The sequence below is a fragment of the Alistipes sp. An116 genome (genome assembly GCF_002161005.1).
Lineage (GTDB): Bacteria > Bacteroidota > Bacteroidia > Bacteroidales > Rikenellaceae > Alistipes > Alistipes megaguti.
The window spans coordinates 225470-250122 of the sequence record NZ_NFLR01000002.1 but is presented as its reverse complement, the minus strand read 5'-3'; the positions used below and the strand labels follow the sequence as shown (position 1 = coordinate 250122).

The following is a 24653-nucleotide window of genomic DNA, read 5'->3' as shown; positions in this document are numbered from 1 at the left end:
AACATTTCCTGATAATCCCAGGCCTTCACTTCGCCCGTGAGGGTGTCGTATCCGGTCGGGACGCGTGTGACAAGAGGCATCGGCGTCGGCTATTTGGCGTGTTTTGCGGCAAACTCCTGCATGCACTCCACCAGCACGCGGACACTCTCGATCGGCAGGGCGTTGTAGCACGAGGCACGGAAGCCGCCCACCAGACGGTGACCCTTGATGCCGACAATGTCGCGGCTCTTGGTGAACTCGAGGAATTCGGGAGCCAGATCCTCGTAGCCCTCCTGCATGACGAAGCAGATATTCATCAGCGAGCGGTCCTCCTTCTCGACCGTACCGCGGAACAACGGGTTGCGGTCGATCTCGTCGTAGAGCAGGGCGGCCTTCTCCCGGTTGCGGCGGTAGATTTCGGGAACGCCGCCGATCGACTTCAGCCAGCGCAGCGTCTCCATCAGCACGTAGATCGGGAAGACGGGAGGCGTGTTGAACATCGAGTTGTTCTCGACGTGCGTGCGGTAGGACATCATCGTCGGCAGGTCACGCACAATGCGGTCGAGCATATCCTCGCGGATGATGCCGAAGGCCACGCCGGCCGGAGCCAGGTTCTTCTGCGCACCGCCGTAGATCATGGCGTATTTCGTCACGTCGACCGGACGCGACAGGATGTCGGACGACATGTCGGCGATCAGGGGCACGGGCGAGGTCAGATCCTCGTGGTACTCCGTACCGTAGATCGTATTGTTCGAGGTGATGTGCAGGTAGTCGAGATCCTCGGGGATGGTGAATCCCTTGGGGATATAGGTGAAGTTGCGGTCCTCGGACGAGGCGATGACCTCCACTTCGCCGTAGCGTTTGGCCTCCTTGATGGCCTTCTTCGACCAGACGCCCGTATTGACGTAGCCGGCCTTCTTGCCCAGGAAGTTGGCGGGAATCTCATAAAAATAGGTGCTCGCACCTCCGCCCAGGTAGATGATCTTGTAGTTGTCCGGAATGTGGAGCAGCTCTCGGAAAAGCGCGTCGGCCTCGGCCATCACGGCGTCAAAGTCCTTCGTGCGGTGCGAAATCGAAAGAATCGAAAGTCCCGATCCGTTGAAATCGAGTACGGCTTTGGCTGCTTTTTCGATCACTTCGTCCGCAAGAATGGACGGTCCCGCATTGAAATTGTGCTTTTTCATAATAATTGTTATGAGATTTGGTTGTTCGGATTTCAGTCTGTTAATTTTATAACACAAATATAAATAAAAATAAATTAGAAAAACCAAAGATCGCCAAATAAATTTCATTCCGCCGGGCGAATCGTCGCCTTTTTGATTTGTTTTTACTACTTTTGTTGCCTGAATCAAGCAAGGCTGACCTATGATCAAATCCATGACCGGTTTCGGAAAAGCCGAGGCCGAAATCCAGAATAAGAAGATCACCGTCGAGATCCGATCGCTGAATTCCAAGCAGTTGGACCTCGCCCTGAGGCTCCCGGCCCTCTACCGGCAGTCGGAATACGAAATCCGCAATCTGATCCAGCAGCGGCTCCAGCGCGGAAAGATCGACCTTTTCGTCTCGATCGAGAGCCAGAGCGTCGAAACCTCGGCCCGCATCAACCGCGAAGTCTTCGCCGCCTATGCCCGACAGCTGCGCGAGGCGGCCGCCGGTGCCGGACTGGACTGCAGCACGGCAGGGTGGGATGCCGCGGCGATGCAGACACTCATGCGGCTGCCCGAGGTGGTTTCGACGGAGGCCGAGACGATCTCCGACGAGGAGCACGCCGTGCTGCTCAAGGCCGTCGAAGAGGCCGCCGCGCGGCTCGACGCCTTCCGCTCGCAGGAGGGGGCCACGCTCATCGCCGACCTGCTGCGCCGCGTCGATCTGATCGAACAGTACAAGAACGAGGTCATCCCCTTCGAACAGGCCCGTACGGAGACCATCCGTACGCGCATTCTGGACAACCTCTCGAAACTCCCCGTCGAGGTCGACCGCAACCGCCTCGAACAGGAGATGATCTTCTACCTCGAGAAGCTCGACATCACCGAGGAGAAGGTGCGTCTGACCAACCACTGCCGCTATTTCCGCGAGGTGGCCGCCTCGGAGGAGGCCGTGGGCCGCAAGCTGGGATTCATCGCCCAGGAGATGGGCCGCGAGATCAACACCATGGGCTCGAAGGCCAACGAGACGAACATCCAGATCCTCGTCGTCAAGATGAAGGACGAACTGGAGAAGATCAAGGAGCAGGTATTGAACATACTCTAATGGGAAAAGTCATCATATTTTCGGCCCCGAGCGGCTCGGGCAAGACAACCATCGTCCGGGAGCTGCTCCGCCGCTATCCGCAGCTCGAATTCTCGATCTCGGCCACGAGCCGCGCCCCGCGCGGTGAGGAGCGCAACGGCATGGACTACTACTTCCTCTCGCCCGAGGAGTTCGCACGGGCCGTCAGCGAGGGGCGCTTCGTCGAGTGGCAGGAGGTCTACAAGGGCACCTGCTACGGCACGCTGCGCAGCGAAGTGGAGCGCATCTGGGAGAAGGGTCACGTGATCGTCTTCGACGTCGACGTCCTGGGCGGCATCAACCTCAAGCGGATCTTCGGTCGGGATGCCTGCTCGATCTTCATCAAGGCCCCCTCGGTCGAGGAGCTGCGCCGGCGGCTCGTCGCACGCGGCACGGATGCCCCCGAGGCCATCGAACGCCGTGTGGCCAAGGCCGAGTTCGAACTGACAAAGGCCCCGGAGTTCGACCATGTGGTGGTCAACGACCGTCTGGACGAGGCCGTGGCCGGAGCGTGCGCCATTCTCGACGAATTCTTTGCCCGATAGCCATGAAACGCGAAATGCTCTATTTCGGGTCATTCAACCCGATCCACAAGGGCCACATCGCCCTGGCGGAGTATGTGCTGGACCGCGGGCTGTGCGACGAGGTGGCGCTGATCGTCTCGCCCCAGAGCCCCTACAAGCAGGAGGAGGCGCTGGCCCCCGAACTCGACCGCTTCGAGATGGCCGAGATCGCCTGCGCCGCATCGAAATATCCCGAACGGATCAAACCTTCGGTAGTGGAGATGCTGCTGCCGAAACCCTCCTATACGATCGACACGCTGCGCTATCTGCAGGAGAACTGCGGGGCGGAGATGGAGTTCTCGATCCTGATGGGCAGCGACCAGATCGCCCGCCTCGACGGCTGGAAGGAGTACGACCGAATCCTCGAATACCCGGTCTACGTCTATCCGCGGCGCGGCAGCGAGAGCGTCTCGGGCTTCGAGGGACGCATCACACTGCTCGACGAAGCCCCGCTGCTCGACATCGCCTCGACCGGGATCCGCGACCGCATCACGCGCGGCGAGGATGTCTCGGCGATGCTCGCCCCGAAGGTCCTCGAATACATCCACAAGAAGGGGCTCTGGAGCCCCGCAACCCGCATCGCGGTCCTCACCACACAACTCGCCGCACGCCCCGACGACATCGAACTGCTGCTCGAACGCGGCAAGCTCCATTACCGCCTGAGCGAGTGGGGCCCGGCGCTGAACGACTTCAACGCCGTGCTGCGCATCGACGCCAACCACGTCGAGGCCCGGCAGTTTGCCCAGATGGTGCAGGAGATTTTCGAATTCCGATACAAAGACATCTACAACCCCTGAAAATGACACGACTGAAGATCGCCCTCCTGGCGGGCGGCGACTCTCCCGAGCGGGAGATCGCCCTGCAAAGTGCCGCACAGATCGAAGCGGCGCTCGATCACACGAAATACGATATCACGGTCATCGACCTCCATCACCGCGACTGGCACCACACGACGCCCGACGGCCGACAGTGGCAGGTCGACAAGAACGATTTCTCGATTACGATCGACGGCGAACACAAGATTTTCGACTACGCGCTGATTCTCATCCACGGCACCCCGGGCGAGGACGGCCGTCTGCAGGGCTATCTCGACATGATGGGTATTCCCTATTCGTCGTGCTCGATGGTCTCGTCGGTCGTCACCTTCGACAAGATCACCACCAAGCGCACGCTGGCCGGACGCGTCAATCTGGCCCGCGAACACTTCCTGCGCCGCGGCGAGGCGTGGGATGCCGAGGCCATTGTCGCCGATCTGGGACTCCCGCTCTTCGTGAAGCCCAATGCCAACGGTTCGTCGTTCGGCGTGACGAAGGTCCACACGGCCGCGGAGCTTCCCGCCGCCATCGAGGCCGCCTTCGCCCAGGGCGGCGAGATTCTCATCGAGGAGTGCATCACGGGCCGTGAGATGGGGTGCGGCATCCTCGTCACCCGTGAAAAGGAGTATATCTTCCCCATCACGGAGATCGTTCCCAAGAACGACTTCTTCGACTACGAGGCCAAATACACGGCCGGACGCTCCGAGGAGATCACCCCGGCACCGATCCCGGATGAGGTGCGCGCCGAGCTGAACCGCATGACGCGCGAAGCCTACCGCGCATGCCGCTGCTCGGGCGTCGTGCGGGTCGATTTCATCGTCACCCCCGAAGGCAAGCCCTACTTCATCGAGCTGAACTCGATTCCGGGCATGAGCGCCGGAAGCATCGTCCCGAAGCAGGCCCGACAGATGGGCATGTCGCTCGGCGAACTGTATGATCTGATTATCGCCGATACGTGCCGCAAATGATCGAGATTGATGACAAGATCCTAAGCGTCGATCTGCTGCGCGAATGCTTTGCGTGCGATCTGGTGCAGTGCAAGGGGATCTGCTGCGTCGAAGGCAACGCCGGAGCCCCGCTGGAGGAGGACGAAGAGGAGATCCTCCGCCGCGAATACCCGAACTACCGTCCCTACATGACGGGCGAAGGGGTGGAGGCCGTCGAACGGCAGGGCTTCATGGTCCTCGACGAAGAGGGCGATCGGACCACGCCGCTCGTCAACGACGCCCAGTGCGCCTACGCCTGTCAGGAGAACGGCGTGACGCTGTGCGCCATCGAGAAGGCCTGGATGGAGGGCAAGACCGCGTTCCGCAAACCGATCTCGTGCCACCTCTATCCAATCCGCGTCATGCGCTTCTCGAACGGCACACTCGGCCTGAACTACCACCGCTGGTCGGTCTGTGCCCCGGCCCGCAAATGCGGCGCCAAACTGGGAATCCCGGTCTACAAGGCGCTGCGCGAACCGATCATCCGCCGCTTCGGCGAGGAGTTCTACCACCAGCTCGAGGCCGCCGAAGAGTTGATCAAACGGGGCTGACAGAATCCGGAGGGGGGGGGAAAAAAAAAAATAAATGCCGGGGGAGTGGCCAATCGGGAAGAGCAAAGCGCTCCCCGAAGAGAGTCCCCGGGGGAAACCCCTTGAAAAGTCGGGCGGAAGAATCCCGGCAATCGAAAAGTGAACGGCCGCTGCGCCCGTCCGGAGCGGTCCAACCGAAAATGCAACGTATGAAGAAGATGAAACAATACCTGCTGCCGCTGGCAGCCCTCTCGCTGGCCGCAACGGCCGACGCCCGATCACCCCGTCCCTCACGGGTCAAACTCCTCGAACAGACCGTCGAAGCGATGGCCGAAGCCGACTCGCTGCGCCACGTCTCCGACGTGCAGAGCGTCGCCATCGACTCGCTGCAGACGCTGCTCGACAACATGCAGGCGCAGCTCGAGGCCCGTGCGGCCCGTACGGCATCGTCTCCGACCGCCCAGATCGATCCCCAGCAAGCGGCGGCCGATTCGGTGGCCAACCTGCAGCTGCGCCTGCGCCGCAAGGAGATCGAATCGACGTTCGACACCAACGGACTGACCGTCCTCGACACGCTCAACTCCGGAAACGACGCCCTCTACGTCATCCTCTACGGCAACAACACCTGGAAATACGTCCGCAACCGCGCCGTGGCCAAGGACAGCACGATCTTCGAAAAGTATTGGGACACGGTCTCGCTCTTTCCCTACAAGGATGTCAGCATCGCTTCGCTGCCGCAGTCGGTGGTCATCGACCTGATCGACTCGACGAAGAGCTACCACTATCCCTACAAGGGGGCGGTGAATCCCCGCGGCAAGTACGGACCGCGCCGCGGACGCCGCCACCAGGGTGTCGATCTGCCGCTCAAGATGGGCGAACCGGTCTATGCGACCTTCTGCGGACGGGTGCGCATCTCGCAATATGTGCGCGGCTACGGCAATCTGGTCATCATCCGCCATGACAACGGACTGGAGACCTATTACGGCCACCTCTCGGAGCGTCTGGTCCAACCCGGCGACTGGGTCGAGGCGGGCCACGTCATCGGCAAGGGCGGTTCGACGGGCCGTTCGACCGGTCCGCACCTCCACTTCGAGACCCGCTACTACGGACAGGCCTTCGACCCCGAACGGCTGATCGACTTCAAGAACGGCATGCTCTGCCGCGAAACGTTCCTGCTGAAGAAGTCCTTCTTCAACATCAATTCCAACGCCGGGCAGGATTTCGACGACGAGATCGCCAACGAGGAGCAGGACAAGAAGGAGGCTGCCGAAAAGGCCGCCATGCGTTATCACAAGATCCGTTCGGGCGATACGCTCGGTGCCATAGCCCGCCGCTACGGTACCACGGTGTCGAACATCTGCCGTCTGAACGGCATCAAGTCGACCACCATCCTGCGCATCGGCCGCACGCTGCGCGTCCGCTAACGGTCTAAAAGACCGGTTCTATGGGCCGGCCCACCTAAGAGGTGGGTTTTAGAGGCAGCCGGACCTTGCTGGGTTTCAGCAGCAAATGGACGCTCCCGGTCTGAAGCGATGGAAGCGGAGACAAATTCCGGAGGTCTGATAACGGGATAGCGTCCCGAAAACCTGCCTAAAAAGCGGGGAGGGGAGAAGGTTCCTCTCTCTTTTCCGGTTGCGCCGCAGGTCGGAGCCGCAGCCGGAAGGAGGGCGTGGTCAGCCCAGAATGGCGTCGATGGCCGCGATGACCGATCCGCGGAAGCCCTCGCGTTCGAGTTCCCCTACACCCACGATCGTCGTACCGCCCGGCGAGCAGACGGCATCCTTCATTACGCCGGGATGCTGTCCCGTCTCAAGTTGCAGCTTGCCCGTGCCGACGATCATCTGGCTCACCATCCGATAGGCATCGGCACGCGGAATACCGTACTTGAGCGCCGCATCGGCCAAGGCCTCGATGAACATCGCCACGAAGGCCGGACTGCAGCCGCAGATCGTCCCGGCCACCCCCAGCAGCGAGGTCTCGACCGACAGCACCAATCCGACGTGCGAGAAGAGCTCCTCGAGCGAAGCCAGCTGTTCGGGCGAGAGCGAGTGGCGGCGTTCGAAGACGACGATCCCCTCGCAGACGGCCACCGGCGTATTGGGACACGTGCTCAGATGGGCCGTACCGGGGGCGAGCATCTGCTCGTAGTCGTCGAACGTCACCCCGGCAGCCACCGAAACGACGATCTTCCGCTTCAACGTCTCACGAATCGGCGTAACAACCCCCTCGACCTGATAGGGTTTCACGGCGATGATGACCACGTCGGCGAACTCCGCCACCTCGGCCGCCGTGTCGAAGGCCCGGAAGCCCTGAGGCTCCGTATTGCGTTGCAGTTTGGCCCGATCGCGGGCGCAGGCCCCGATGCAGGCGGCCTCGACGGCTCCGCCGCGCACCAGTCCGCGGGCCAGTGCCTGGGCCATGTTTCCGAATCCGATAAATCCGATCTTCATATGCATATAAAATAAGTTACGTTGTTCGAGAGGCGGGCGACGGCGGTGAATCACCGGCTCCGCGCCGGTTCAGAGCAGCCGATACGGGCCGCTTTCCGCTTCGGGTACGGTTCTGAAACGAATCATTTCGAATAGTCGCGTTCGCCGAAGATCGACGAGCCGACACGCACCATCGTCGAACCGCACGCAACGGCCAGCCGGTAGTCGTGCGACATGCCCATCGAGAGGGTGTCGAACGCCTCGCCGAAGTGCGGACGCAGCTCCTCGAAGCAGTGGCGCAGCGCATCGAAATCGCGGCGGATGACCGCCTCGTCGTCGGTGTTGGTGGCGATGCCCATCACGCCGCGCACGCGCAGGTTGGGCAGCGCGGCAAAGGGGTTCGTGGCGAGGTAGTCGTGCAGTTCGGCCGGATCCCAGCCCGTCTTGGTCTCCTCGGCGGCGACGTGGATCTCGAGCAGGATGTCGATCACGCGGCCGCACTTGGCCGCCTCCTTCTGGATGGCCTCAACCAGCCGTGCGCTGTCCACCGACTGAATCATCGCCACGAACGGCGCGATGTATTTGATCTTGTTGGTCTGCAGGTGGCCGATCATGTGCCACTCGACATCCCGGGGCAGCGTCTCGTACTTCTCGCGCAGTTCCTGGGGGCGGCTTTCGCCGAAGATGCGCTGACCGGCTTCGTAGGCCTCGCGGATCATCTCCGCAGGGTGGGTTTTCGATACGGCAACAAGCGTCACCCCCGCCGGGAGGGTTTCGCGGATATGTGCCAGATGGGTTGCGATTTCCGACATGGTAGTGTTATTTTCGACGTAAAATTAGGCAAAAATCCGGCAGGACGGATCGCCTCGGCCGAAAAAAAAGCGCGCCTCGGACTTTCAGTCACCGTCCAACCTCCCGCCACTTTGGGGTGCGAGGGCTGCTTTGCCGCAAAGAGTCGGAATACACCGTCCGACAGCGGCAAGATCTCCGTACGACAGCATCGGAAGCATCGGAGGGCACGTTCCTGCCGCATCAGCAAGGGAGTTCGGACCGGCGTTAACGCGCGAAAAAGATCCCGCGGACGGCAAAGAGGTCGACATCCCCCAGCACGAGCGATCCCGAGGCCCGTTGCGGATCGTAGACCCAGACCTCGTGCCGACCGTCGGTGTCGGTCAGCACGCCGATCCGGACCGCAGGCTGCGGATCGGCATCGCCCGCTTCGGCCGGAAGCATGCACTGGGTCATCGACAGCACCCGTCCCTCGACCAGAAGGTCGGCCTCCCCGAGGGTCGGCGCCAATTCGAGGGTCGTCGGATCGAGCGGCTGAAACCAGGTGAGATCGTCATGCAGCACGGCATAGCCGCCCACACGCTCCCATTGCGAGGGATTGTCTGTAGCGGGCTTCATCATCCAGTAGGGGAGCAGCGTCTTCGACTCGACGGCCGGACCGAGCAGCGCCCGCGTACCCGATAACGGCAGGACGAGCGGCGAGAGCGTACCGTCGTCGTTGCGCACGGCAAGCAGCAGGGCGTTGAATGCAAAGGCAAAGGGCTGGCGGACGATGCGGTCGACGGTGACCCCTTCGGGCAGCTGCCATGCGCGGGGGAGGGAACCGCCGGAGAGGCAGAGCCTGTCGTCGCGGACGAAAAGCCCGGCTACGGTCGATTCGGAGACCGCCCCCGTGAGCAGGCACCCTTCGCCCTGAATCTCCGTCTGACGGGTCACCAGATCCAATTCGACGAGTTGTCCGTCGGCTATGCCGCAGGCCGTGCCCGGGCCGAAGCGGCCGACGACGCACTCCAGCGTCAGATCGGTCGGGAACTCCTCATCCCGCAGGTCGGCCGATCCGTACATCGGATAACGGGCCACGATGGTTCCGCCGCCGGGGGTCTCCGAAAGGGTATGGAGCGAGATTTCGTGACGGACACCGTCGTCGGTGCGAATCGTCCCCAGCGTCTGGAAGACCCCGTTGCGGAAGAGCAGCACGGAGACCGTTGCAGGAGGGTAGTGCCCCGGAACGAGAAAGCTGATCGACGTGTCGGTGCGGCCGGTCACCGTTCCCCGGAGGCCCCGGGCCGTACCGTTCGGGGCAAAATCCTCCGTGCCATCGGTCCAGGCAATATCGAACCAGATCTCGTCCGCGGCCTCGAAGCCGACGGCTCGGACCGTCACCTCGTCACCCGGGGTGAAGCGTTCGCCCGCGGGCATCTCGACCTCCGTCACCAGCTCTTCGGCCGGATGCTCCACCTTCAGGCCGCACCCTGCAAGCAGAGCGCACAACAGCACACCTATCGTAATTTTCCACATGTTCGTTTTCAGGGATTTTCAGGGATTTACACACGCCGGACAGGACTCCGTCGCCTTGCCGGACGGCGGGGCTCGATCACAAAGATCGGATTTTGAGCCGGGTTATGCAAGGTTTTCGCCGCTTTTTTCTATCTTTGATCGCCCGGCGCCGCGCGAACACCGACACATCGAAAAGTGTGTTTTGATTTGTCCCGGCGCCCGACTTTTCGTATCTTTACCGAGCTAAACCCGAAAAAACATGAAAAAATTCCGATTGATGCTTGCAGCCTTCGCCGCCGTGGCCACCTGCGGCGCGGTGTCGGCCTGCACCAACTTCATCGTCACGCGGGGCGCCTCGACCGACGGTTCGGTCATGGTGACCTATGCGGCCGATTCGCACGCCCTCTACGGCGCCCTCTACCACACCCCCGGCGGCAAACACGCAAAAGGCGCCATGCTGCCCGTCTACGAATGGGATACGGGCCGCTATCTGTGCGACATCCCGCAGATCCGCCAGACGTGGTCCACCGTGGGCAACATGAACGAACACTCGCTCATCATCGGCGAAACGACCTACGGCGGCCGCGAAGAGCTCGTCGACACCACGGGCCGCATCGACTACGGTTCGCTGATCTACATCGCCCTGCAGCGCGCCCGCACGGCCCGCGAGGCCATCGGCGTAATTGCCGAACTGGCCAATACCTGGGGCTACGCCTCGAGCGGCGAGTCGTTCTCGATCGCCGATCCGAACGAAGCCTGGATCATGGAGCTCATCGGCAAGGGCTACAAGGACGACGGCAAGGGGGACAACGCCCGCCGCGGCATCGTCTGGGTGGCCCGCCGCATCCCCGACGGCTACGTCTCGGGACACGCCAACCAAGCCCGCATCACCACCTTCCCGAAAGATGACCCCGAAAACTGTCTCTATGCCCCCGACGTGGTGGAGTTCGCCCGCGAAATGGGCTACTTCGACGGCACGGACGAGGAGTTCAGCTTCGCCGACGCCTACTGCCCGGCCGATTTCAGCACCGTACGCAGCTGTGACGCCCGCGTGTGGGCCTTCTTCCGCACGGTGGCCGACGGCATGGACGAATACGAGGACTACGCCATGGGCTACAACCTCCAGAAGCGGCTGCCGCTGTGGGTGAAACCCGCACACAAGGTCTCGCCCAAACAGCTCTTCGACTGCATGCGCGACCACTACGAAGGAACCCCGATGGACATGACGAAGGATCTCGGTGCCGGCGGCCACAACTGTCCCTACCGCTGGCGTCCGATGACGTTCGAAGTCGACGGCGTGGAGTATCTCAACGAGCGCGCCACGGCCACGCAGCAGACCGGTTTCTGGTTCGTCGGCCAGGCCCGTGCGGACCGTCCGGCCGATACGGGCATTCTGTGGTTCGGGGTCGACGATGCCGCCACGTCGTGTCTGACGCCGATCTTCTGCTCGGCGCAGGAGGTGCCCGAGTGCTTCCGCGAGGGCAACGGCTCGATGCTCGAATATTCGTCCACGTCGGCCTTCTGGCTCTTCAACCGCACCACGAACTTCGCCTACATGCGCTACGACATGATCTCGGCCGATATCCGCAAGGTCACCGACCAGTGGGAAAATACCCGCCTCGAGGAGATGGAGAACCTGCCGGCCTGCATCGGCAAGATGTCGGCGGAGGCCCGCCGCAACTACCTCACCGAGGTGAGCGTCGTAACGGCCCAGGAATTGTTCGACCGCTGGCAGCGGCTGAACGGCTATCTGCTGGTCAAGTACATGGACGGCAACGTCAAGAGCGAACACGGCGACGTGCTGTCGTTCCTCGACGGCGACGGCTCGGCGGCCCACTTCGTCGACAACGGAAACGGCCGTCAGATTCCCGACCGGATCCAGTTCCCGGGCTACAACGAAAAGTGGAAACGGGCCGTGGCCGCCGATAACGGCGAGGTGCTGCGCGTCCGCAAATAGCCTCCGAAATCGACCTTGAACCTTAAACGAACAAAGATGAAATACGACATTCTGATCGTCGGCAGCGGCCCCGGCGGATATGTGGCCGCCATCCGGGCCGCGCAACTGGGCCGCAAGGTGGCCCTCGTGGAGCGGGCCGATGTGGGCGGCGTCTGCCTCAACTGGGGCTGTATCCCTACCAAGGCGCTGCTGAAAAGCGCCCAGGTCTTCGGCTACTGCAGCCACGCCGAACAGTACGGACTCGAGATCGACGGCACGGTCCGCCCGAATCTCGAAAAGATCGTCGCCCGCTCGCGCACCGTGGCCGAAACCATGTCGCGCGGCGTACAGTTCCTGCTCAAGAAGAACGGCATCGACCTGATTGCGGGCTTCGGCCGCCTCACGGCACCGGGCCGGGTCGACGTCGACGGCACGGAGTATGAGGCCGACCACATCATCCTGGCCACCGGCGCCCGTCCGCGCGAGATGCCCTTCATGCCCGTCGACGGCGAGCGGGTGATCACCTCGCGGCAGGCGCTGGCCATGACCCGGCTGCCCGAGACGATGATCGTCGTCGGTTCGGGAGCCATCGGCAGCGAGCTGGCCTGGTTCTACGCCGCGCTGGGCGTCAAGGTAACGGTCATCGAGTATCTTCCGCGGATGATGCCCCTCGAGGACGAGGAGGTTTCGAAGGCCATGGAGCGCGCCTTCCGCAAGATGCGCGCCGCGGTGCTCGTCGGCACGACCGTCAAGCGGGTGAGCGTCAACGCCGAGGGGCGTTGCGACGTGGAGATCGAGGGCAGGAAGGGGTCCGAGACCCTCTCGGCCGATGTCGTGCTGTCGGCCGTGGGCATTCAGCCGAACATCGAGGGGATCGGCCTCGAGGAGCTGGGTGTCGAGGTCGAGCACGGCAAAATCAAGGTTGACCCCTTCTACCGGACCAACGTCCCGGGCATCTACGCCATCGGCGACATCGTGCCGGGACCGGCGCTGGCCCATGTGGCCTCGGCCGAGGGCATCTGCTGCGTGGAGGCCATCTGCGGCCTTGCACCCGAACCGGTCGACTACTCGACCATCCCGTTGTGCGTCTTCACGCAGCCCGAGGTAGCATCGGTGGGCATGACCGAGCAGCAGGCCGTCGAACGCGGTCTGGCAATTAAGATCGGCCGCTTCCCCTTCACGGCCTCGGGCAAGGCCACGGCTGCGGGGGATCGCGACGGATTCGTGAAGCTGATCTTCGACGAGGAGGATCACCTGCTGGGAGCCCATCTGGTCGGCGCCTCCGTGACGGAGATGCTGGCCGAACCGACCCTGGCCCGCCGTCTGGGCGCCACGGCCCACCAGATCGCCCGCACGATCCACGCCCATCCGACGATGAACGAAGGGGTGATGGAGGCAGCCGAAGCGGCCCTCGGAGCTGCCATTCATCTCTGACGAAGGCCGGCGGGAAACCGCTTGTCCCTATCCCTATATAAATACAGGAGCCACCCTTTGTCGGGGTGGCTCTTGTGTATTTGTGGGGGGGGGTATTGGTATTCGGAGGTTCGGGAACAGCCGTTTGGTGCTGAAATCCGGAGGGGCGGGAGCGGTTATTTGCTCTGAAGCCCGGTAAGGCCCGGCCGCCCTTAAAACCGGTCTCTTGGACCGGCGCCCCTAGAACCGGCTTCTTAAGCCGGCGAAGATCTCGGCAGGGTAGCGCACGTCGCTCAGGAAGAGCCCCTGCGCCGGAGCCCCGGCACTCGACCGCGAAAGGTCGCGGCTGGCAACAATCGCACGAAAATCCTCCGGCGTATAACGCCCCCGGCCCACGTCGACCAGCGTCCCGACGATCGACCGTACCATGTTGCGCAGGAAGCGGTCCGCGCGGATCGTGAAGCACAGCACACCCCGTTCGTCGACCGTCCAGCAGGCCTGTCGCACGTGGCAGATATTGGTCTTGTTGTTCGAATTGAGCTTGGCAAACGAGGTGAAATCCTCGAACTCGAGCAGCAGGGCCGCCGCACGGTTCATCCGCTCGAGGTCCAGCGGCACGTAGTACTGCCACGTCAGATGACGCGTGAAGGGGTTTTTGTGCGGTTCGATATAGTAGCGGTACTCGCGCTCGCAGGCGTGGAAGCGGGCGTGGGCATCGTCGGCCACGGGCGTAAGGCTCCAGACCGAAATGTCGCCCGGAAGCAGGAAATTCGCCTTGTAGACCACCTGTTCGGGATGGTCGATCGGCCGGCCGAGGTCGAAATGCGCCACATAATAAGAGGCATTGACCCCCGTATCGGTGCGGCCCGCCCCGGTCACCTCAACCGGTTCGCGCAGCAACGTTGTCAGGGCCCGTTCGAGGGTCTGCTGCACCGACGGCTGGTCGGGTTGCCGCTGCCACCCGCAGTAGGCGGCCCCCAGATAGCGGAGTTCGATGAAATAACGCATGGGAGGTATTTTTCCGACAAAGATAGCGAAAGTCGCGGACCACGACAAACCTCCGGCGGCGTTTTTGACGCAAAGCGCCCTGCCGGAAAAAGATCCCGCCCCGCGGCATACGATAAACACCGCCCGCGACGTTCAGTTTGCAAATTTATTCGTATCTTTGTCGGAACCGAATTTTTCGAACGAGACACTATGAAGGCTGCAATCATCGGATACGGCAAGATGGGCCGCGAAATCGAACGAATCCTCCGCGAACGGGGACACGAGGTCCGGCTGATCGTCGATCAGGCGAATGTCGGTGAACTGGATGCCGCACACCTCGCAGGGGTCGACGTGGCGCTGGAGTTCACCACCCCGGCCACGGCCTACGACAATATCCGCACCTGTCTGGAGTGCGGCGTGGCCGTCGTGAGCGGCACCACGGGCTGGACCGACCGTCTGGCCGAACTGCAGGATCTCTGCCGCAAACGCGGCGGAGCGATGTTCTACGCCTCGAACTACTGCCTGGGCGTGAATCTGATGTTCCGCCTCAACCGCCAGCTGGCCGCTCTTGTGGGGCGTGTCGGAGGCGGGTACAGCGTCCGCATCGAGGAGGTGCACCACACCCAGAAGAAGGATGCCCCGAGCGGTACGGCCATCACGCTGGCCGAGGGGATCATCGAGAACCTCCCGGGCAAATCCGGCTGGGTGAACTACGCCCCCGGCATCGAACACACAACGAACCGCGTCGAGCACAGCAAAGATACGCCGGCCGACTGCATCGAGATCCGTTCGGTACGCGAGGGTATGGTCCCGGGCATCCACACCGTGACCTACGAGTCGGAGGACGATCGTCTCGAACTGTGCCACGAAATCAAGAACCGCCGCACGCTGGCCCAGGGTGCGGTCGTCGCCGCCGAATTCCTCTGCGGAAAGCGGGGCGTCTACGGCATGGACGACCTGTTGAAATAGTTGAAACAATCGCTACAAGATGCAAAAAATCAAGGCTTTTTTCGGTAACAAGTGGGTCGGATTCACCTTTTCGGCCCTGCTTTATACCCTCTGGTTCGTCGTCTGGACCGGAAACCTCTGGCTGCTCCTCGGACTGCCGATCATCTACGACCTCTACATCTCGAAGCTCTTCTACCGCTACGTCTGGCACCGCAATGCGGAGTTGTGTCAGAAAAACAAGGTGTACAAGACTGTCTACGAGTGGGTCAACGCCATCATCTTCGCCACGGTCGTCGCTTCGCTCGTGCACATCTTCATCTTCCAGATGTATGTGATCCCCACCTCGTCGATGGAGAAGTCACTCCTGGTGGGCGACTACCTCTACGTGAGCAAGGTCTCCTACGGACCCCAAATGCCCAACACGCCGCTGTCGTTCCCGTTCGTCCACCACACGATGCCCTTCTCGCAGACCAAAAAGTCCTTTTCCGAGGCCATCAAGTGGCCCTATCACCGCCTGAAGGGTCTCAAGCCCATCCGCCGCAACGACGTGGTGGTCTTCAACTTCCCGGCCGGCGACACCGTGCTGCTCGAAAACCAGTCGGTGACCTACTACGACGTGTTGCGCGGATTCGAGGAGTCGTTCGGCAAGGAGGAGGGACGCAAACGCCTCAACGAAAAGTACACGGTCATCAGCCGCCCGGTGGACAAGCGCGAAAACTACATCAAGCGCTGCGTGGCGCTGCCCGGCGATTCGCTCGTGATCCGCGACGGACAGGTCTATGTCAACGGCACGGCCCAGGAGCCCATACCCGGACTGCAAAGCTCCTACATCGTACAGACCAACGCCCCCTTCACGCAGTATGCACTGGACAACCTCGGCATCACGGAGTACAGCGGAAACGGTGCGGCCTACTACATGTCGCTGACCGACGAGGCCGCCCGCAAGATCGAGGCCTCGAGCAACGTCATCTCCATACGCAAATACATCTACTCGCCCTCGACCGACGTCTTCCCGCAGTGGGACGACGCCCGCTGGAGCCAGGACAACTACGGTCCGATCTGGATCCCGAAGAAGGGCGCCACGGTCGAGCTTACGACCGAAAACCTGCCCTTGTACCGCCGCATCATCGAGGCCTACGAAGGGCATGAGCTCGAAGTGCGCGACAGCGTGATCCGCATCGACGGAGCCCCCGCCTCGCAGTACACCTTCGCCATGGATTACTACTGGATGATGGGCGACAACCGCCACAATTCGGCCGACTCGCGCTTCTGGGGATTCGTCCCCGAGGACCACATCGTCGGCAAGGCCTCGTTCGTCTGGCTGTCGCTCGACGCCAACCGAAAGTTCCCGTCGAACATCCGCTGGGAGCGCCTCTTCCGGAAAGTGCGATAGGCAATGGAGGCCGACGATCTCTACCGCACCGTGGCCCGGGAGGCCGAGGCCGCCTGCCGCGAACGGAGCAGCAAGTTCCTGTCGTGGATCTTCCCCGTCCGCTCGGAGGAGGAGATCCGACACCACCTCGACGCGCTGCGCAAACGCTTCTTCGACGCCACGCACCACTGTTACGCCTGGCGTCTGGGTCCCCGGGGTGAGGCGTTCCGCGCCAACGACGACGGCGAACCCTCGGGGACGGCCGGAAAACCGATCCTCGGGCAGCTGCTGTCGAACGACCTGACGGACTGTCTGATCGTTGTGGTTCGCTACTTCGGCGGCACGAAACTCGGCGTACCGGGGTTGATTGCCGCCTACCGGGAGTCGGCCGCCGCAGCCATCGAGGCCGCCCGGATCGTCGAACGGACGGTGGACCGCACGGTGACGGTCGATTTTCCCTATGTGGCGATGAACGACATCATGCGCGTGGTCAAGGAGCTGCAGCCCCGCATCGAAGCACAGGAATTCGACAACCTCTGCACCATGCGGCTCACGATCCGCGAAACTCTGGCCGACCGTCTCGAAGAGCGGCTCCGCAAGGCCGGCGGATCACTCCGCGACCGGGCGTGAAAACGGCGGAGGGGAATAGAGAAGGCAGAAACGACGGGCCGGGCGTGGGAACCGGCGGAACCCGGGCGTGAGAAAGACGGAGGATGAACGTGAAAGACGGGGCCCGGGCGTGAAAACGACAGAGGCCGGAGCATCGCCGGATGAAACAACACACAGAAAACAGATTGCTGAAACGGCCGCTGCATTGGGCCGAACCGATATGGAAAAACACGAAAACTGCATATATATCAAGGGGGCGCGGGTCCACAACCTGCGCAACATCTCGCTCGAGATCCCGCACGAAAAACTGGTCGTCATCACCGGTCTGTCGGGATCCGGAAAATCGACCCTGGCCTTCGACACGATCTTTGCCGAGGGGCAGCGCCGCTACGTGGAGAGCCTCTCGGCCTATGCCCGGCAGTTCCTCGGAAAGATCAACAAGCCGGATGTCGACATTATTGAGGGGATTGCCCCGGCCATCGCCATCGAGCAGAAGGTCAATACGCGCAACCCCCGCTCGACCGTCGGCACGACAACCGAGATCTACGACTATCTGAAACTGTTGTTCGCCCGCGCGGGCCACACCTTCTCGCCCGTCTCGGGGCAGGAGGTGCGCTGCTACTCGACGGACGACGTGGCCGAATACCTTCTGGCCCACGACGGAGAGCGGGTCATCATCGCCGCTCCGCTGGTGCTGACGAAGGGGCAGGGGATCATCGAGAAGCTCACGCTACTGCTTTCGGACGGCTTCATGCGCGTCTACGTGGAGGGCGAAACGAAACTCATCGAGGAGCTGCTGCCCGAAATCGGCCCCGACACGAAGCCCGAGTCAATCCATCTGATCGTCGACCGGCTGCGTGTGCACAACGACGAGGAGACCCCGACCCGTGTGCGCGACTCCGTGGCAAGGGCCTTCTCCTACGGCGACGGAGTCTGCGAGACGATCACCGACGAGGGACTGAAGAGCTTTTCGTCGCGATTCGAGGCCGACGGCATCGAGTTCGAACCCCCGACCGAGCACCTCTTCAGCTTCAACAACCCGCTGGGGGCCTGCCCCCGCTGCGAGGGTTACGGCAAGGTGATCGGCATCGACGAGGATCTGGTCATCCCCGACAAGAGCAAGACCATCTACGAGGATGCCATCGCCTGCTGGCGCGGCGAGACGATGCGCCGCTGGAAACAGCAGCTCATCGACAACGCTTCGAAATTCAACTTCCCGATCCATACGCCGTTCCACGAGCTGACCCTCGCCCAAAAGCGGCTGCTGTGGCGCGGAAACCAATATTTCCACGGTCTGGACGAATTCTTCCAGTACATTGACTCCGAGCGGAGGAAGATTCAGTTCCGCGTGATGAAGGCCCGCTACACGGGCAAGACCGTCTGTCCCGAGTGCGGCGGTTCGCGCCTGCGCAAGGAGGCCCTCTACGTCAAGGTCGGCGGCCGAACGATCGCCGATCTGGTGCGCATGCCCGTCGACGAACTGATCGGCTTCTTCGCCGCGCTGCAGCTCGACGAACACGACACGAAGACCGCCGCGCGCATTCTGGTCGAGATCCGCAACCGCCTGCAGTACCTCTCGGACGTGGGGCTCGGCTATCTGACCCTCGACCGGCTGTCGTCGACCCTCTCGGGCGGCGAGAGCCAGCGCATCAACCTCTCCACGTCGCTCGGCAGCAACCTCACCGGCTCGATGTACATCCTCGACGAACCCTCGATCGGTCTGCACCCCCGCGACACGAACCGCCTGATCGGCGTGCTGAAGCAGCTGCGCGATCTGGGCAACACGGTGATCGTCGTCGAACACGAGGAGGAGGTGATCCGCGCCGCCGACTGGATCGTCGACATCGGCCCCGGGGCCGGTTACAACGGCGGGCAGGTGGTCTTCAACGGCACGCTGTCCGACCTGCTGAAGTGCGACCGCAGCCTGACGGCCGACTACCTCACGGGACGCCGTCAGATCCCCGTCCCGGAGAGCGTCCGCGGCTGGAGCCAGTGGATCACCATCCGCGGCGCCCGCGAAAACAACCTCAAAAACATCGACGTGCGCATCCCGCTCGGCGTGATGACCTGCATCACCGGAGTCAGCGGCTCGGGCAAGTCGTCGCTGGCCAAGGGGATTCTCTACCCGGCGCTGCGGCGCATGCTCTACGACACGGGGCTGAAACCCGGCGACTTCGACGGGCTGGAGGGCGACGTGCGGCTCCTCAAGTCGATCGAGATGGTCGACCAGAACCCCATCGGCAAATCCTCGCGCTCGAATCCCGTCACCTACATCAAGGCCTACGACGAGATCCGCAAGCTGTTCGCCGACCAGCCCTATGCCCAACACAACGGCCTCGGACCGGCGGCATTCTCGTTCAACGTCGCCGGAGGCCGCTGCGAGGAGTGTCAGGGCGAAGGGGTCATCAAGGTCTCGATGCAGTTCATGGCCGACGTCGAACTGGTCTGCGAGGCCTGCGGCGGAAAGCGTTTCCGCGACGAAATCCTCGAGGTCAAGTACCGCGACAAGTCGATTTACGACGTGCTCGAAATGACCGTCGACGAAGCCATCGCCTTCTTCGGCGAGGATCTGCGCAACGCCACCTGCCGGCGGATCGTCGAGCGGCTGCAGCCGCTGCAGGATGTCGGGCTGGGCTACATCAAGCTCGGGCAGTCGTCGTCGACCCTCTCGGGCGGCGAGAGCCAGCGCGTCAAACTGGCTTCGTTCCTGACCAAGGATGCCGCGCAGGGCGGCGTCATGTTCATCTTCGACGAACCCACCACCGGCCTGCACTTCCACGACATCTCGAAGCTGCTGGCGGCGTTCAACGCCCTGATCGAACGCGGACACACGATCGTCATCGTCGAACACAACATGGACATCATCAAGTGTGCCGACTGGGTCGTCGACCTGGGGCCCGAGGCCGGCGAGGCGGGCGGGCGTGTCGTCTTCGAGGGGACGCCCCGCGAGCTGATCCACTGCCCCGGAAGCCACACCGGCGAGTTCCTCCGCCGCCACATCGAACACTGACGCCCGGGCCGGGAGGAGCAGGGTAGTCCCCGCCCCGGCCGCGCGTCGCAATGACACGCATAGCGAACTTTCATGATGGAATTCCATACCTACACGCTGCCCAACGGAATCCGCGGCATCCACCGCCAGGTCCACGGATCGGTGGCCCACTGCGCGCTGGTCATCGGCGCCGGAAGCCGCGACGAACTCCCCTCGGAGTACGGGCTGGCCCACTTCACCGAACACGCCTTCTTCAAGGGAACCGAACGCCGCCGCGCCTGGCAGGTCAACTGCCGCCTCGAAAACCTCGGCGGCGAGCTGAACGCCTTCACCACCAAGGAGGATACGACAATCCACGCCACGACGCTCCGCGGCGACTTCGCCAAGGCCGCCGAACTGATCGCCGACATCGCCTTCCACTCGACCTTCCCCGACCGCGAGCTGGAGCGCGAAAAAGAGGTGATCGTCGACGAAATCAACACCTACAAGGATTCGCCCGCCGACCAGATCTACGACACCTTCGAGGATCTGCTGTTCGAGGGTTCGCAGCTCGGTCACAACATCCTGGGCCGCAAGGTCGCCCTGGCCCGCTACGACGGAGAGGCGATCCGCGCCTTCACGCGGCGCATGCATACCACCGACCGCATGGTCTTCTCGTCAATCGGCAACTTCTCGCCCCGGGTGGCCGAGGCCGTCGCGGCACGTTACTTCGGCGGCGAGGCATCGACCCTGTGCCGCGGCGAAAGGGTAGCCCCAACCCCATGTACCCCCTTCGAGAAGAGCGTCGCACGCCACACCCACCAGACCCACTGCATCATCGGCTGCCGCGCCTACGACATCGCCGACGAGCGACGACTGCCCCTGGCCCTGCTGGTCAACATCCTCGGCGGACCGAGCGCCAACTCGCTGCTCAACATGGTCATCCGCGAACGCCACGGGTTGTCGTACAACATCGAGGCCTCCTACACCCCCTACGGCGACACGGGGATCGTGGCCATCTACTTCAGCTCGGAGCACGCCAATGCCCCGCAGTGCATCGAACTCATCGAGGAGCAGTTGCACAAACTGCGCACCACGCCCCTTTCGCCCCGTCAGCTCTCGATGGCCAAGAAGCAGTTCATCGCCCAGCTGGCCATCTCGAGCGAAAGCAACGAAAGCTACATGCTCAGCGCCGGCAAAAGCCTGCTCTGCCACGACGAGGTCGACACCATGGAGCAGGTCTACGCCAAGATCCGGGCCCTGACGGCCTCGCAGTTGACCGAGGTGGCCGAGGAGCTCTTCTCAAAGATGTCGCGGCTCATATACAGATAATTATGGAGGCTCTCGAACGATACGTACACGAACATTCGGCTCCCGAGGAGGAGCTGCTGCACGAACTGGACCGTGAAACCAATCTGCGGGCCGTGGCCCCCCGCATGCTGTCGGGCCACATTCAGGGCCGGCTGCTGGAGATGCTCGTGCGGATGATCCGTCCGCGGCGGGTGCTCGAAATCGGCACCTTCACGGGCTATTCGGCCCTCTCGATGGCCGCAGGTCTGGACGACGAAGCCCGGTTGGACACCATCGAGGTCGACGACGAACTCGAAGAGTTCACCCAATCGTGGTTCGACCGCTCGCCCCACGGCCGCAAGATCCGTTTCCACATCGGATCGGCCCTCGACGTGGCTCCCCGGCTGGGCGAGGTCTACGATCTGGTCTTCATCGACGGCGACAAGCGCGAATATCCCGACTACTACCGCATGCTGATGGGCGACAACGGCTCCCCGAAGCTGGTGCACAGCGGTTCGGTCCTCATTGCCGACAACATCCTCTGGTCGGGGAAGGTCGTCGAACCCGTCGCCCACGGCGACCGCCACACGCAGGCCCTCATGGAGTTCAACCGCCTGGTGGTCGAGGATCCCCGCGTGGAGAATGTCATCGTCCCGCTGCGTGACGGGCTGAATCTCATCCGGGTCAACTGACCGCCGGCCGGTCCGGGAGGGGAGGGAGAGGAGAGGCACTCTGCGGCTGGCCTCACATGGGTCTCACAGGTCTTGCCGGTCCCATTGGTCTCTCCGGTATTGCCGGAGCTTTCTGATCAAACACAAAAAAGCGATATACGGTTATGGAAATCAAGGAACTGCAGGAACGGGTCGACGCCTGGATCAAACAATACGGCGTACGCTACTTTTCGGAACTCACGAACATGGCCTGCCTCACGGAGGAGGTGGGGGAGTTGGCCCGCGTCATGGCCCGCACCTACGGCGACCAATCGTTCAAGGCGGGCGAGAAGGCCAATCTGGCCGACGAGATGGCCGACGTGCTGTGGGTGCTGGTCTGTCTGGCCAACCAGACGGGCGTAGACCTTACGGCCGCCGTCGAGGCCAACTTCGCCAAGAAAACCGCACGCGACAGCGAACGTCACCTCCACAACGAAAAACTCCAAAAGCAGTAGGCGAGGGGCGGCAAAGACCCGGGCCGGGGCGTGCCGGTACCAGGGCGTACAGGTGCAAGATGAGCCGAATGCCGCTTGCCCGGATTGGGTCCGGCGGCAGGACCGGCAGTTGGTACCGGGTCGTGCAGGTGCAAGATGAGCCGACTGCCGCTTGCCCGGATCGAGTCCGGCGGCAGGACCGGCAGCGGAGTTCTAAAGAGAGGGGCTTTCCTCACGGAAAGCCCCTCTCTTTTCTCCGCCTCGCGGATTACTCCAGATGGAGATCCTTCTTGATGCCCTCGATCCTGGCATCCAGCTCGGAAAGCACCTTGTCGTAGTCGGCAACCGATGCCAGCGGAGCCTTCACTCCGAAGTAGAACTTGATCTTCGGCTCCGTACCCGACGGGCGTACCGAGACCTTCGTGCCGTCCTCGGTGAACCACTGCAGCACGTTGCTGCGATCCTGCTCGATCGGCGTCTTCACGCCCGTCTTCACGTCGGTCGTCTCCAGCGTCTGGAAATCGTTGATCTTCACCACCGGCGAGCCCAGAATCGTCTTCGGCGGGTTCGAACGGAAGTTCACCATCATCTGCTGGATCTCTTCGGCCCCCTCCTTGCCCTTGCGGACCACCGAGACAAGCCCCTCACGGTAGAAGCCGTACTTCACGTAGAGCTCCTGCAGCCACTCGTAGAGCGTCAGCCCCATCGTATCCATGGCCCAGGCTGCGGCCTCGGCCGCCAGCGAGCAGGCCGATACGGCATCCTTGTCTCGCACGTAGTCGCCGCCCAGGTAGCCGAACGACTCCTCGCCGCCGCCGATGTACTTCGCCTTGCCTTCGTTCTCGCGGATGATCTTGGCGATGTACTTGAAGCCCGTGAGGCAGTCGTAGCACTTCACGCCGAAGTGCTCGGCCACGGCGTTGGCCATCTGCGACGTCACGATCGTCTTGACGACATACTGGTTGCCGTTCAGTTCGCCACGCTCGGCCCAGCGCGTCAGCTGGTAGCTCATCAGCAGAACCAGCGTCTGGTTGCCGTTCAGCAGCACGTACTCGCCCTTCTTGTTGCGCAGCGCCACGCCGATACGGTCCGAATCGGGGTCCGTGGCCAGTACCAGATCAGCCCCTTCCTTGGCAGCCAGTTCGATGGCCATCGACATCGTCTTGCGCTCCTCGGGGTTCGGCGACTCAACGGTCGGGAAGTTGCCGTCGATAACGGCCTGCTCCTTGACCATGATCACGTTCGTGAAGCCGAACTTCTTGAGCGACGCCGGAACCAGCCGCACGCCCGCGCCGTGCATCGGCGAGTAGACGATCTTCATGTCGTGGTACTTCCGGATACTCTCGGGCGAAAGCGACAACTCGTGGATGCGATTCAGGTAGATCTCGTCGAACTTCTCGTCGAGAATATGGATGTTCTCGGGGTTCTTGCCCATGAGGACCATATCGATGTCAGTGATCTTCTCCACCTCGGCGATGATGTTCTTGTCGTGCGGCGGGGTGACCTGCGCACCGTCGGTCCAGTAGGCCTTGTAGCCGTTGTACTCCTTGGGGTTGTGTGAGGCCGTGATGACCACGCCCGAATGGCACTTCAACTCGCGGATGGCGAAGCTCAGTTCGGGGGTCGGACGCAGGGCGTCGAAGAGGTAAACATCAAAGCCGTTCGAGGCGAAGATATCGGCCACGCGCTCGGCGAAAAGACGGGAGTTGTTGCGGCTGTCGTGAGCCACGGCCACGCGGATCCGCTCACCCGCGAAGTTCTTCTTCAGGTAGTTCGAAAGCCCCTGCGTGGCGGTACCCACCGTATAGACGTTCATACGGTTCGTGCCCACGCCCATGATGCCGCGCAGACCGCCCGTTCCGAATTCCAGGTCCTTGTAGAAGCTCTCGATGAGCTCATTCATATTATTGTCCATCAAATACTTGACCTGCTTCTTCGTCTCGTCGTCGTAGTGTCCGTCAAGCCACGACTGCGCTTTTTTCAGAACCAACTGTTCCAGTTCGTTTGCCATAGTTTTATTGGTTTTATTTATAAATTTGATCTTGGCTGTCCCAAAAATTTTATATGCAAATATAACAAATAAAATTCGATAATTCAATATCAACAAGTTAAATTTCGATCTCCGGAAAC

General features: G+C 62.2%; 21 protein-coding genes. 15 read left to right on the top strand and 6 right to left on the bottom strand.

Annotated features, from left to right (window positions below; translation table 11 throughout):
* Positions 1-89 precede the first annotated feature (89 nt).
* Entirely contained in the window at positions 90-1163 is a 1074-nt protein-coding gene (serC, locus tag B5E60_RS02275) for a 3-phosphoserine/phosphohydroxythreonine transaminase (protein ID WP_087309258.1), read from the bottom strand.
* Positions 1164-1356: 193 nt separating this feature from the next.
* On the opposite strand from serC, the gene B5E60_RS02270 reads away from it, so the two are divergent.
* The 6 genes from B5E60_RS02270 to B5E60_RS02245 all read left to right on the top strand — a co-directional run bounded on the left by B5E60_RS02270 (position 1357) and on the right by B5E60_RS02245 (position 6565).
* Positions 1357-2229 (top strand): YicC/YloC family endoribonuclease, encoded by an 873-nt coding sequence (locus tag B5E60_RS02270; RefSeq protein ID WP_087309316.1) that lies wholly within the window; start codon positions 1357-1359, stop codon positions 2227-2229.
* Positions 2229-2792, top strand: coding sequence for a guanylate kinase (gene gmk / locus B5E60_RS02265; RefSeq protein ID WP_087309257.1), 564 nt, complete (start codon positions 2229-2231; stop codon positions 2790-2792). The genes B5E60_RS02270 and gmk overlap by 1 nt, the downstream gene beginning before the upstream one ends.
* 2 nt (positions 2793-2794) lie before the next feature.
* Entirely contained in the window at positions 2795-3607 is an 813-nt protein-coding gene (nadD, locus tag B5E60_RS02260; protein WP_087309256.1) for a nicotinate (nicotinamide) nucleotide adenylyltransferase, read from the top strand.
* Positions 3608-3609: 2 nt separating this feature from the next.
* Positions 3610-4593, top strand: a complete 984-nt coding sequence (locus B5E60_RS02255) for a D-alanine--D-alanine ligase (protein ID WP_087309255.1) — start codon at positions 3610-3612, stop codon at positions 4591-4593.
* Positions 4590-5162 carry a DUF3109 family protein gene (locus B5E60_RS02250; protein WP_087309254.1) on the top strand — a complete coding sequence of 191 codons (573 nt, stop codon included), beginning with the start codon at positions 4590-4592 and terminating at the stop codon, positions 5160-5162. The genes B5E60_RS02255 and B5E60_RS02250 overlap by 4 nt, the downstream gene beginning before the upstream one ends.
* A 197-nt stretch (positions 5163-5359) precedes the next feature.
* Positions 5360-6565: a peptidoglycan DD-metalloendopeptidase family protein gene (locus tag B5E60_RS02245; protein ID WP_087309315.1), complete on the top strand. Its 1206-nt coding sequence runs from the start codon at positions 5360-5362 to the stop codon at positions 6563-6565.
* 249 nt (positions 6566-6814) lie between these two features.
* Here B5E60_RS02245 and proC read toward each other — a convergent pair whose 3' ends face one another.
* The 3 genes from proC to B5E60_RS02230 form a co-directional block, all read right to left on the bottom strand.
* On the bottom strand, positions 6815-7591 hold the full coding sequence (gene proC, locus B5E60_RS02240) for a pyrroline-5-carboxylate reductase (RefSeq protein ID WP_087309253.1): 777 nt from the start codon (positions 7589-7591) through the stop codon (positions 6815-6817).
* Positions 7592-7713: 122 nt separating this feature from the next.
* Positions 7714-8382, bottom strand: a complete 669-nt coding sequence (locus B5E60_RS02235; RefSeq protein WP_087309252.1) for a YggS family pyridoxal phosphate-dependent enzyme — start codon at positions 8380-8382, stop codon at positions 7714-7716.
* Positions 8383-8626: 244 nt separating this feature from the next.
* A complete protein-coding gene (locus B5E60_RS02230; RefSeq protein WP_087309251.1) occupies positions 8627-9877 on the bottom strand; it encodes a WD40-like domain containing protein in 1251 nt (416 codons plus the stop codon).
* A gap of 238 nt (positions 9878-10115) precedes the next feature.
* Here B5E60_RS02230 and B5E60_RS02225 point away from each other — a divergent pair, with 238 nt between their 5' ends.
* Together B5E60_RS02225 and lpdA are read left to right on the top strand one after the other, a co-directional pair.
* A complete protein-coding gene (locus B5E60_RS02225) occupies positions 10116-11813 on the top strand; it encodes a C69 family dipeptidase (protein WP_087309250.1) in 1698 nt (565 codons plus the stop codon).
* 36 nt (positions 11814-11849) lie between these two features.
* The gene (gene lpdA / locus B5E60_RS02220) at positions 11850-13226 is read left to right on the top strand and encodes a dihydrolipoyl dehydrogenase (RefSeq protein WP_087309249.1); all 1377 of its coding nucleotides are present in this window, start codon (positions 11850-11852) and stop codon (positions 13224-13226) included.
* A gap of 219 nt (positions 13227-13445) precedes the next feature.
* Here lpdA and truA read toward each other — a convergent pair whose 3' ends face one another.
* Complete coding sequence (truA, locus tag B5E60_RS02215) at positions 13446-14213, bottom strand: tRNA pseudouridine(38-40) synthase TruA (RefSeq protein WP_087309248.1); 768 nt, start codon at positions 14211-14213, stop codon at positions 13446-13448.
* A gap of 189 nt (positions 14214-14402) precedes the next feature.
* Here truA and dapB point away from each other — a divergent pair, with 189 nt between their 5' ends.
* From dapB to B5E60_RS02180, 7 genes are all read left to right on the top strand, one after another.
* The gene (gene dapB, locus B5E60_RS02210; protein ID WP_087309247.1) at positions 14403-15161 is read left to right on the top strand and encodes a 4-hydroxy-tetrahydrodipicolinate reductase; all 759 of its coding nucleotides are present in this window, start codon (positions 14403-14405) and stop codon (positions 15159-15161) included.
* A 19-nt stretch (positions 15162-15180) separates the two neighbouring features.
* Positions 15181-16533: a signal peptidase I gene (gene lepB, locus B5E60_RS02205; RefSeq protein ID WP_087309246.1), complete on the top strand. Its 1353-nt coding sequence runs from the start codon at positions 15181-15183 to the stop codon at positions 16531-16533.
* Positions 16534-16536: 3 nt separating this feature from the next.
* The gene (locus tag B5E60_RS02200) at positions 16537-17142 is read left to right on the top strand and encodes an IMPACT family protein (protein ID WP_087309245.1); all 606 of its coding nucleotides are present in this window, start codon (positions 16537-16539) and stop codon (positions 17140-17142) included.
* 199 nt (positions 17143-17341) lie between these two features.
* Positions 17342-20131 carry an excinuclease ABC subunit UvrA gene (gene uvrA, locus B5E60_RS02195; protein ID WP_087309244.1) on the top strand — a complete coding sequence of 930 codons (2790 nt, stop codon included), beginning with the start codon at positions 17342-17344 and terminating at the stop codon, positions 20129-20131.
* 75 nt (positions 20132-20206) lie between these two features.
* A complete protein-coding gene (locus B5E60_RS02190) occupies positions 20207-21421 on the top strand; it encodes a M16 family metallopeptidase (RefSeq protein ID WP_087309243.1) in 1215 nt (404 codons plus the stop codon).
* 2 nt (positions 21422-21423) lie between these two features.
* Positions 21424-22071: an O-methyltransferase gene (locus tag B5E60_RS02185; RefSeq protein ID WP_087309242.1), complete on the top strand. Its 648-nt coding sequence runs from the start codon at positions 21424-21426 to the stop codon at positions 22069-22071.
* A 143-nt stretch (positions 22072-22214) separates the two neighbouring features.
* Complete coding sequence (locus tag B5E60_RS02180; RefSeq protein ID WP_087309241.1) at positions 22215-22544, top strand: nucleotide pyrophosphohydrolase; 330 nt, start codon at positions 22215-22217, stop codon at positions 22542-22544.
* Positions 22545-22791: 247 nt separating this feature from the next.
* Here the strand turns inward: B5E60_RS02180 and B5E60_RS02175 are convergent, their stop codons facing one another.
* On the bottom strand, positions 22792-24534 hold the full coding sequence (locus B5E60_RS02175; RefSeq protein ID WP_087309240.1) for a phospho-sugar mutase: 1743 nt from the start codon (positions 24532-24534) through the stop codon (positions 22792-22794).
* Between the last annotated feature and the right edge of the window lie 119 nt (positions 24535-24653).

Bases quoted from the DNA above. Each gene is read 5' to 3' on its own strand.
- serC (WP_087309258.1), bottom strand. From the start codon at position 1,163: ATGAAAAAGCACAATTTCAATGCGGGACCGTCCATTCTTGCGGACGAA.
- B5E60_RS02270 (WP_087309316.1), top strand. From the start codon at position 1,357: ATGACCGGTTTCGGAAAAGCCGAGGCCGAAATCCAGAATAAGAAGATC.
- gmk (WP_087309257.1), top strand. From the start codon at position 2,229: ATGGGAAAAGTCATCATATTTTCGGCCCCGAGCGGCTCGGGCAAGACA.
- nadD (WP_087309256.1), top strand. From the start codon at position 2,795: ATGAAACGCGAAATGCTCTATTTCGGGTCATTCAACCCGATCCACAAG.
- B5E60_RS02255 (WP_087309255.1), top strand. From the start codon at position 3,610: ATGACACGACTGAAGATCGCCCTCCTGGCGGGCGGCGACTCTCCCGAG.
- B5E60_RS02250 (WP_087309254.1), top strand. From the start codon at position 4,590: ATGATCGAGATTGATGACAAGATCCTAAGCGTCGATCTGCTGCGCGAA.
- B5E60_RS02245 (WP_087309315.1), top strand. From the start codon at position 5,360: ATGAAACAATACCTGCTGCCGCTGGCAGCCCTCTCGCTGGCCGCAACG.
- proC (WP_087309253.1), bottom strand. From the start codon at position 7,591: ATGAAGATCGGATTTATCGGATTCGGAAACATGGCCCAGGCACTGGCC.
- B5E60_RS02235 (WP_087309252.1), bottom strand. From the start codon at position 8,382: ATGTCGGAAATCGCAACCCATCTGGCACATATCCGCGAAACCCTCCCG.
- B5E60_RS02230 (WP_087309251.1), bottom strand. From the start codon at position 9,877: ATGTGGAAAATTACGATAGGTGTGCTGTTGTGCGCTCTGCTTGCAGGG.
- B5E60_RS02225 (WP_087309250.1), top strand. From the start codon at position 10,116: ATGAAAAAATTCCGATTGATGCTTGCAGCCTTCGCCGCCGTGGCCACC.
- lpdA (WP_087309249.1), top strand. From the start codon at position 11,850: ATGAAATACGACATTCTGATCGTCGGCAGCGGCCCCGGCGGATATGTG.
- truA (WP_087309248.1), bottom strand. From the start codon at position 14,213: ATGCGTTATTTCATCGAACTCCGCTATCTGGGGGCCGCCTACTGCGGG.
- dapB (WP_087309247.1), top strand. From the start codon at position 14,403: ATGAAGGCTGCAATCATCGGATACGGCAAGATGGGCCGCGAAATCGAA.
- lepB (WP_087309246.1), top strand. From the start codon at position 15,181: ATGCAAAAAATCAAGGCTTTTTTCGGTAACAAGTGGGTCGGATTCACC.
- B5E60_RS02200 (WP_087309245.1), top strand. From the start codon at position 16,537: ATGGAGGCCGACGATCTCTACCGCACCGTGGCCCGGGAGGCCGAGGCC.
- uvrA (WP_087309244.1), top strand. From the start codon at position 17,342: ATGGAAAAACACGAAAACTGCATATATATCAAGGGGGCGCGGGTCCAC.
- B5E60_RS02190 (WP_087309243.1), top strand. From the start codon at position 20,207: ATGGAATTCCATACCTACACGCTGCCCAACGGAATCCGCGGCATCCAC.
- B5E60_RS02185 (WP_087309242.1), top strand. From the start codon at position 21,424: ATGGAGGCTCTCGAACGATACGTACACGAACATTCGGCTCCCGAGGAG.
- B5E60_RS02180 (WP_087309241.1), top strand. From the start codon at position 22,215: ATGGAAATCAAGGAACTGCAGGAACGGGTCGACGCCTGGATCAAACAA.
- B5E60_RS02175 (WP_087309240.1), bottom strand. From the start codon at position 24,534: ATGGCAAACGAACTGGAACAGTTGGTTCTGAAAAAAGCGCAGTCGTGG.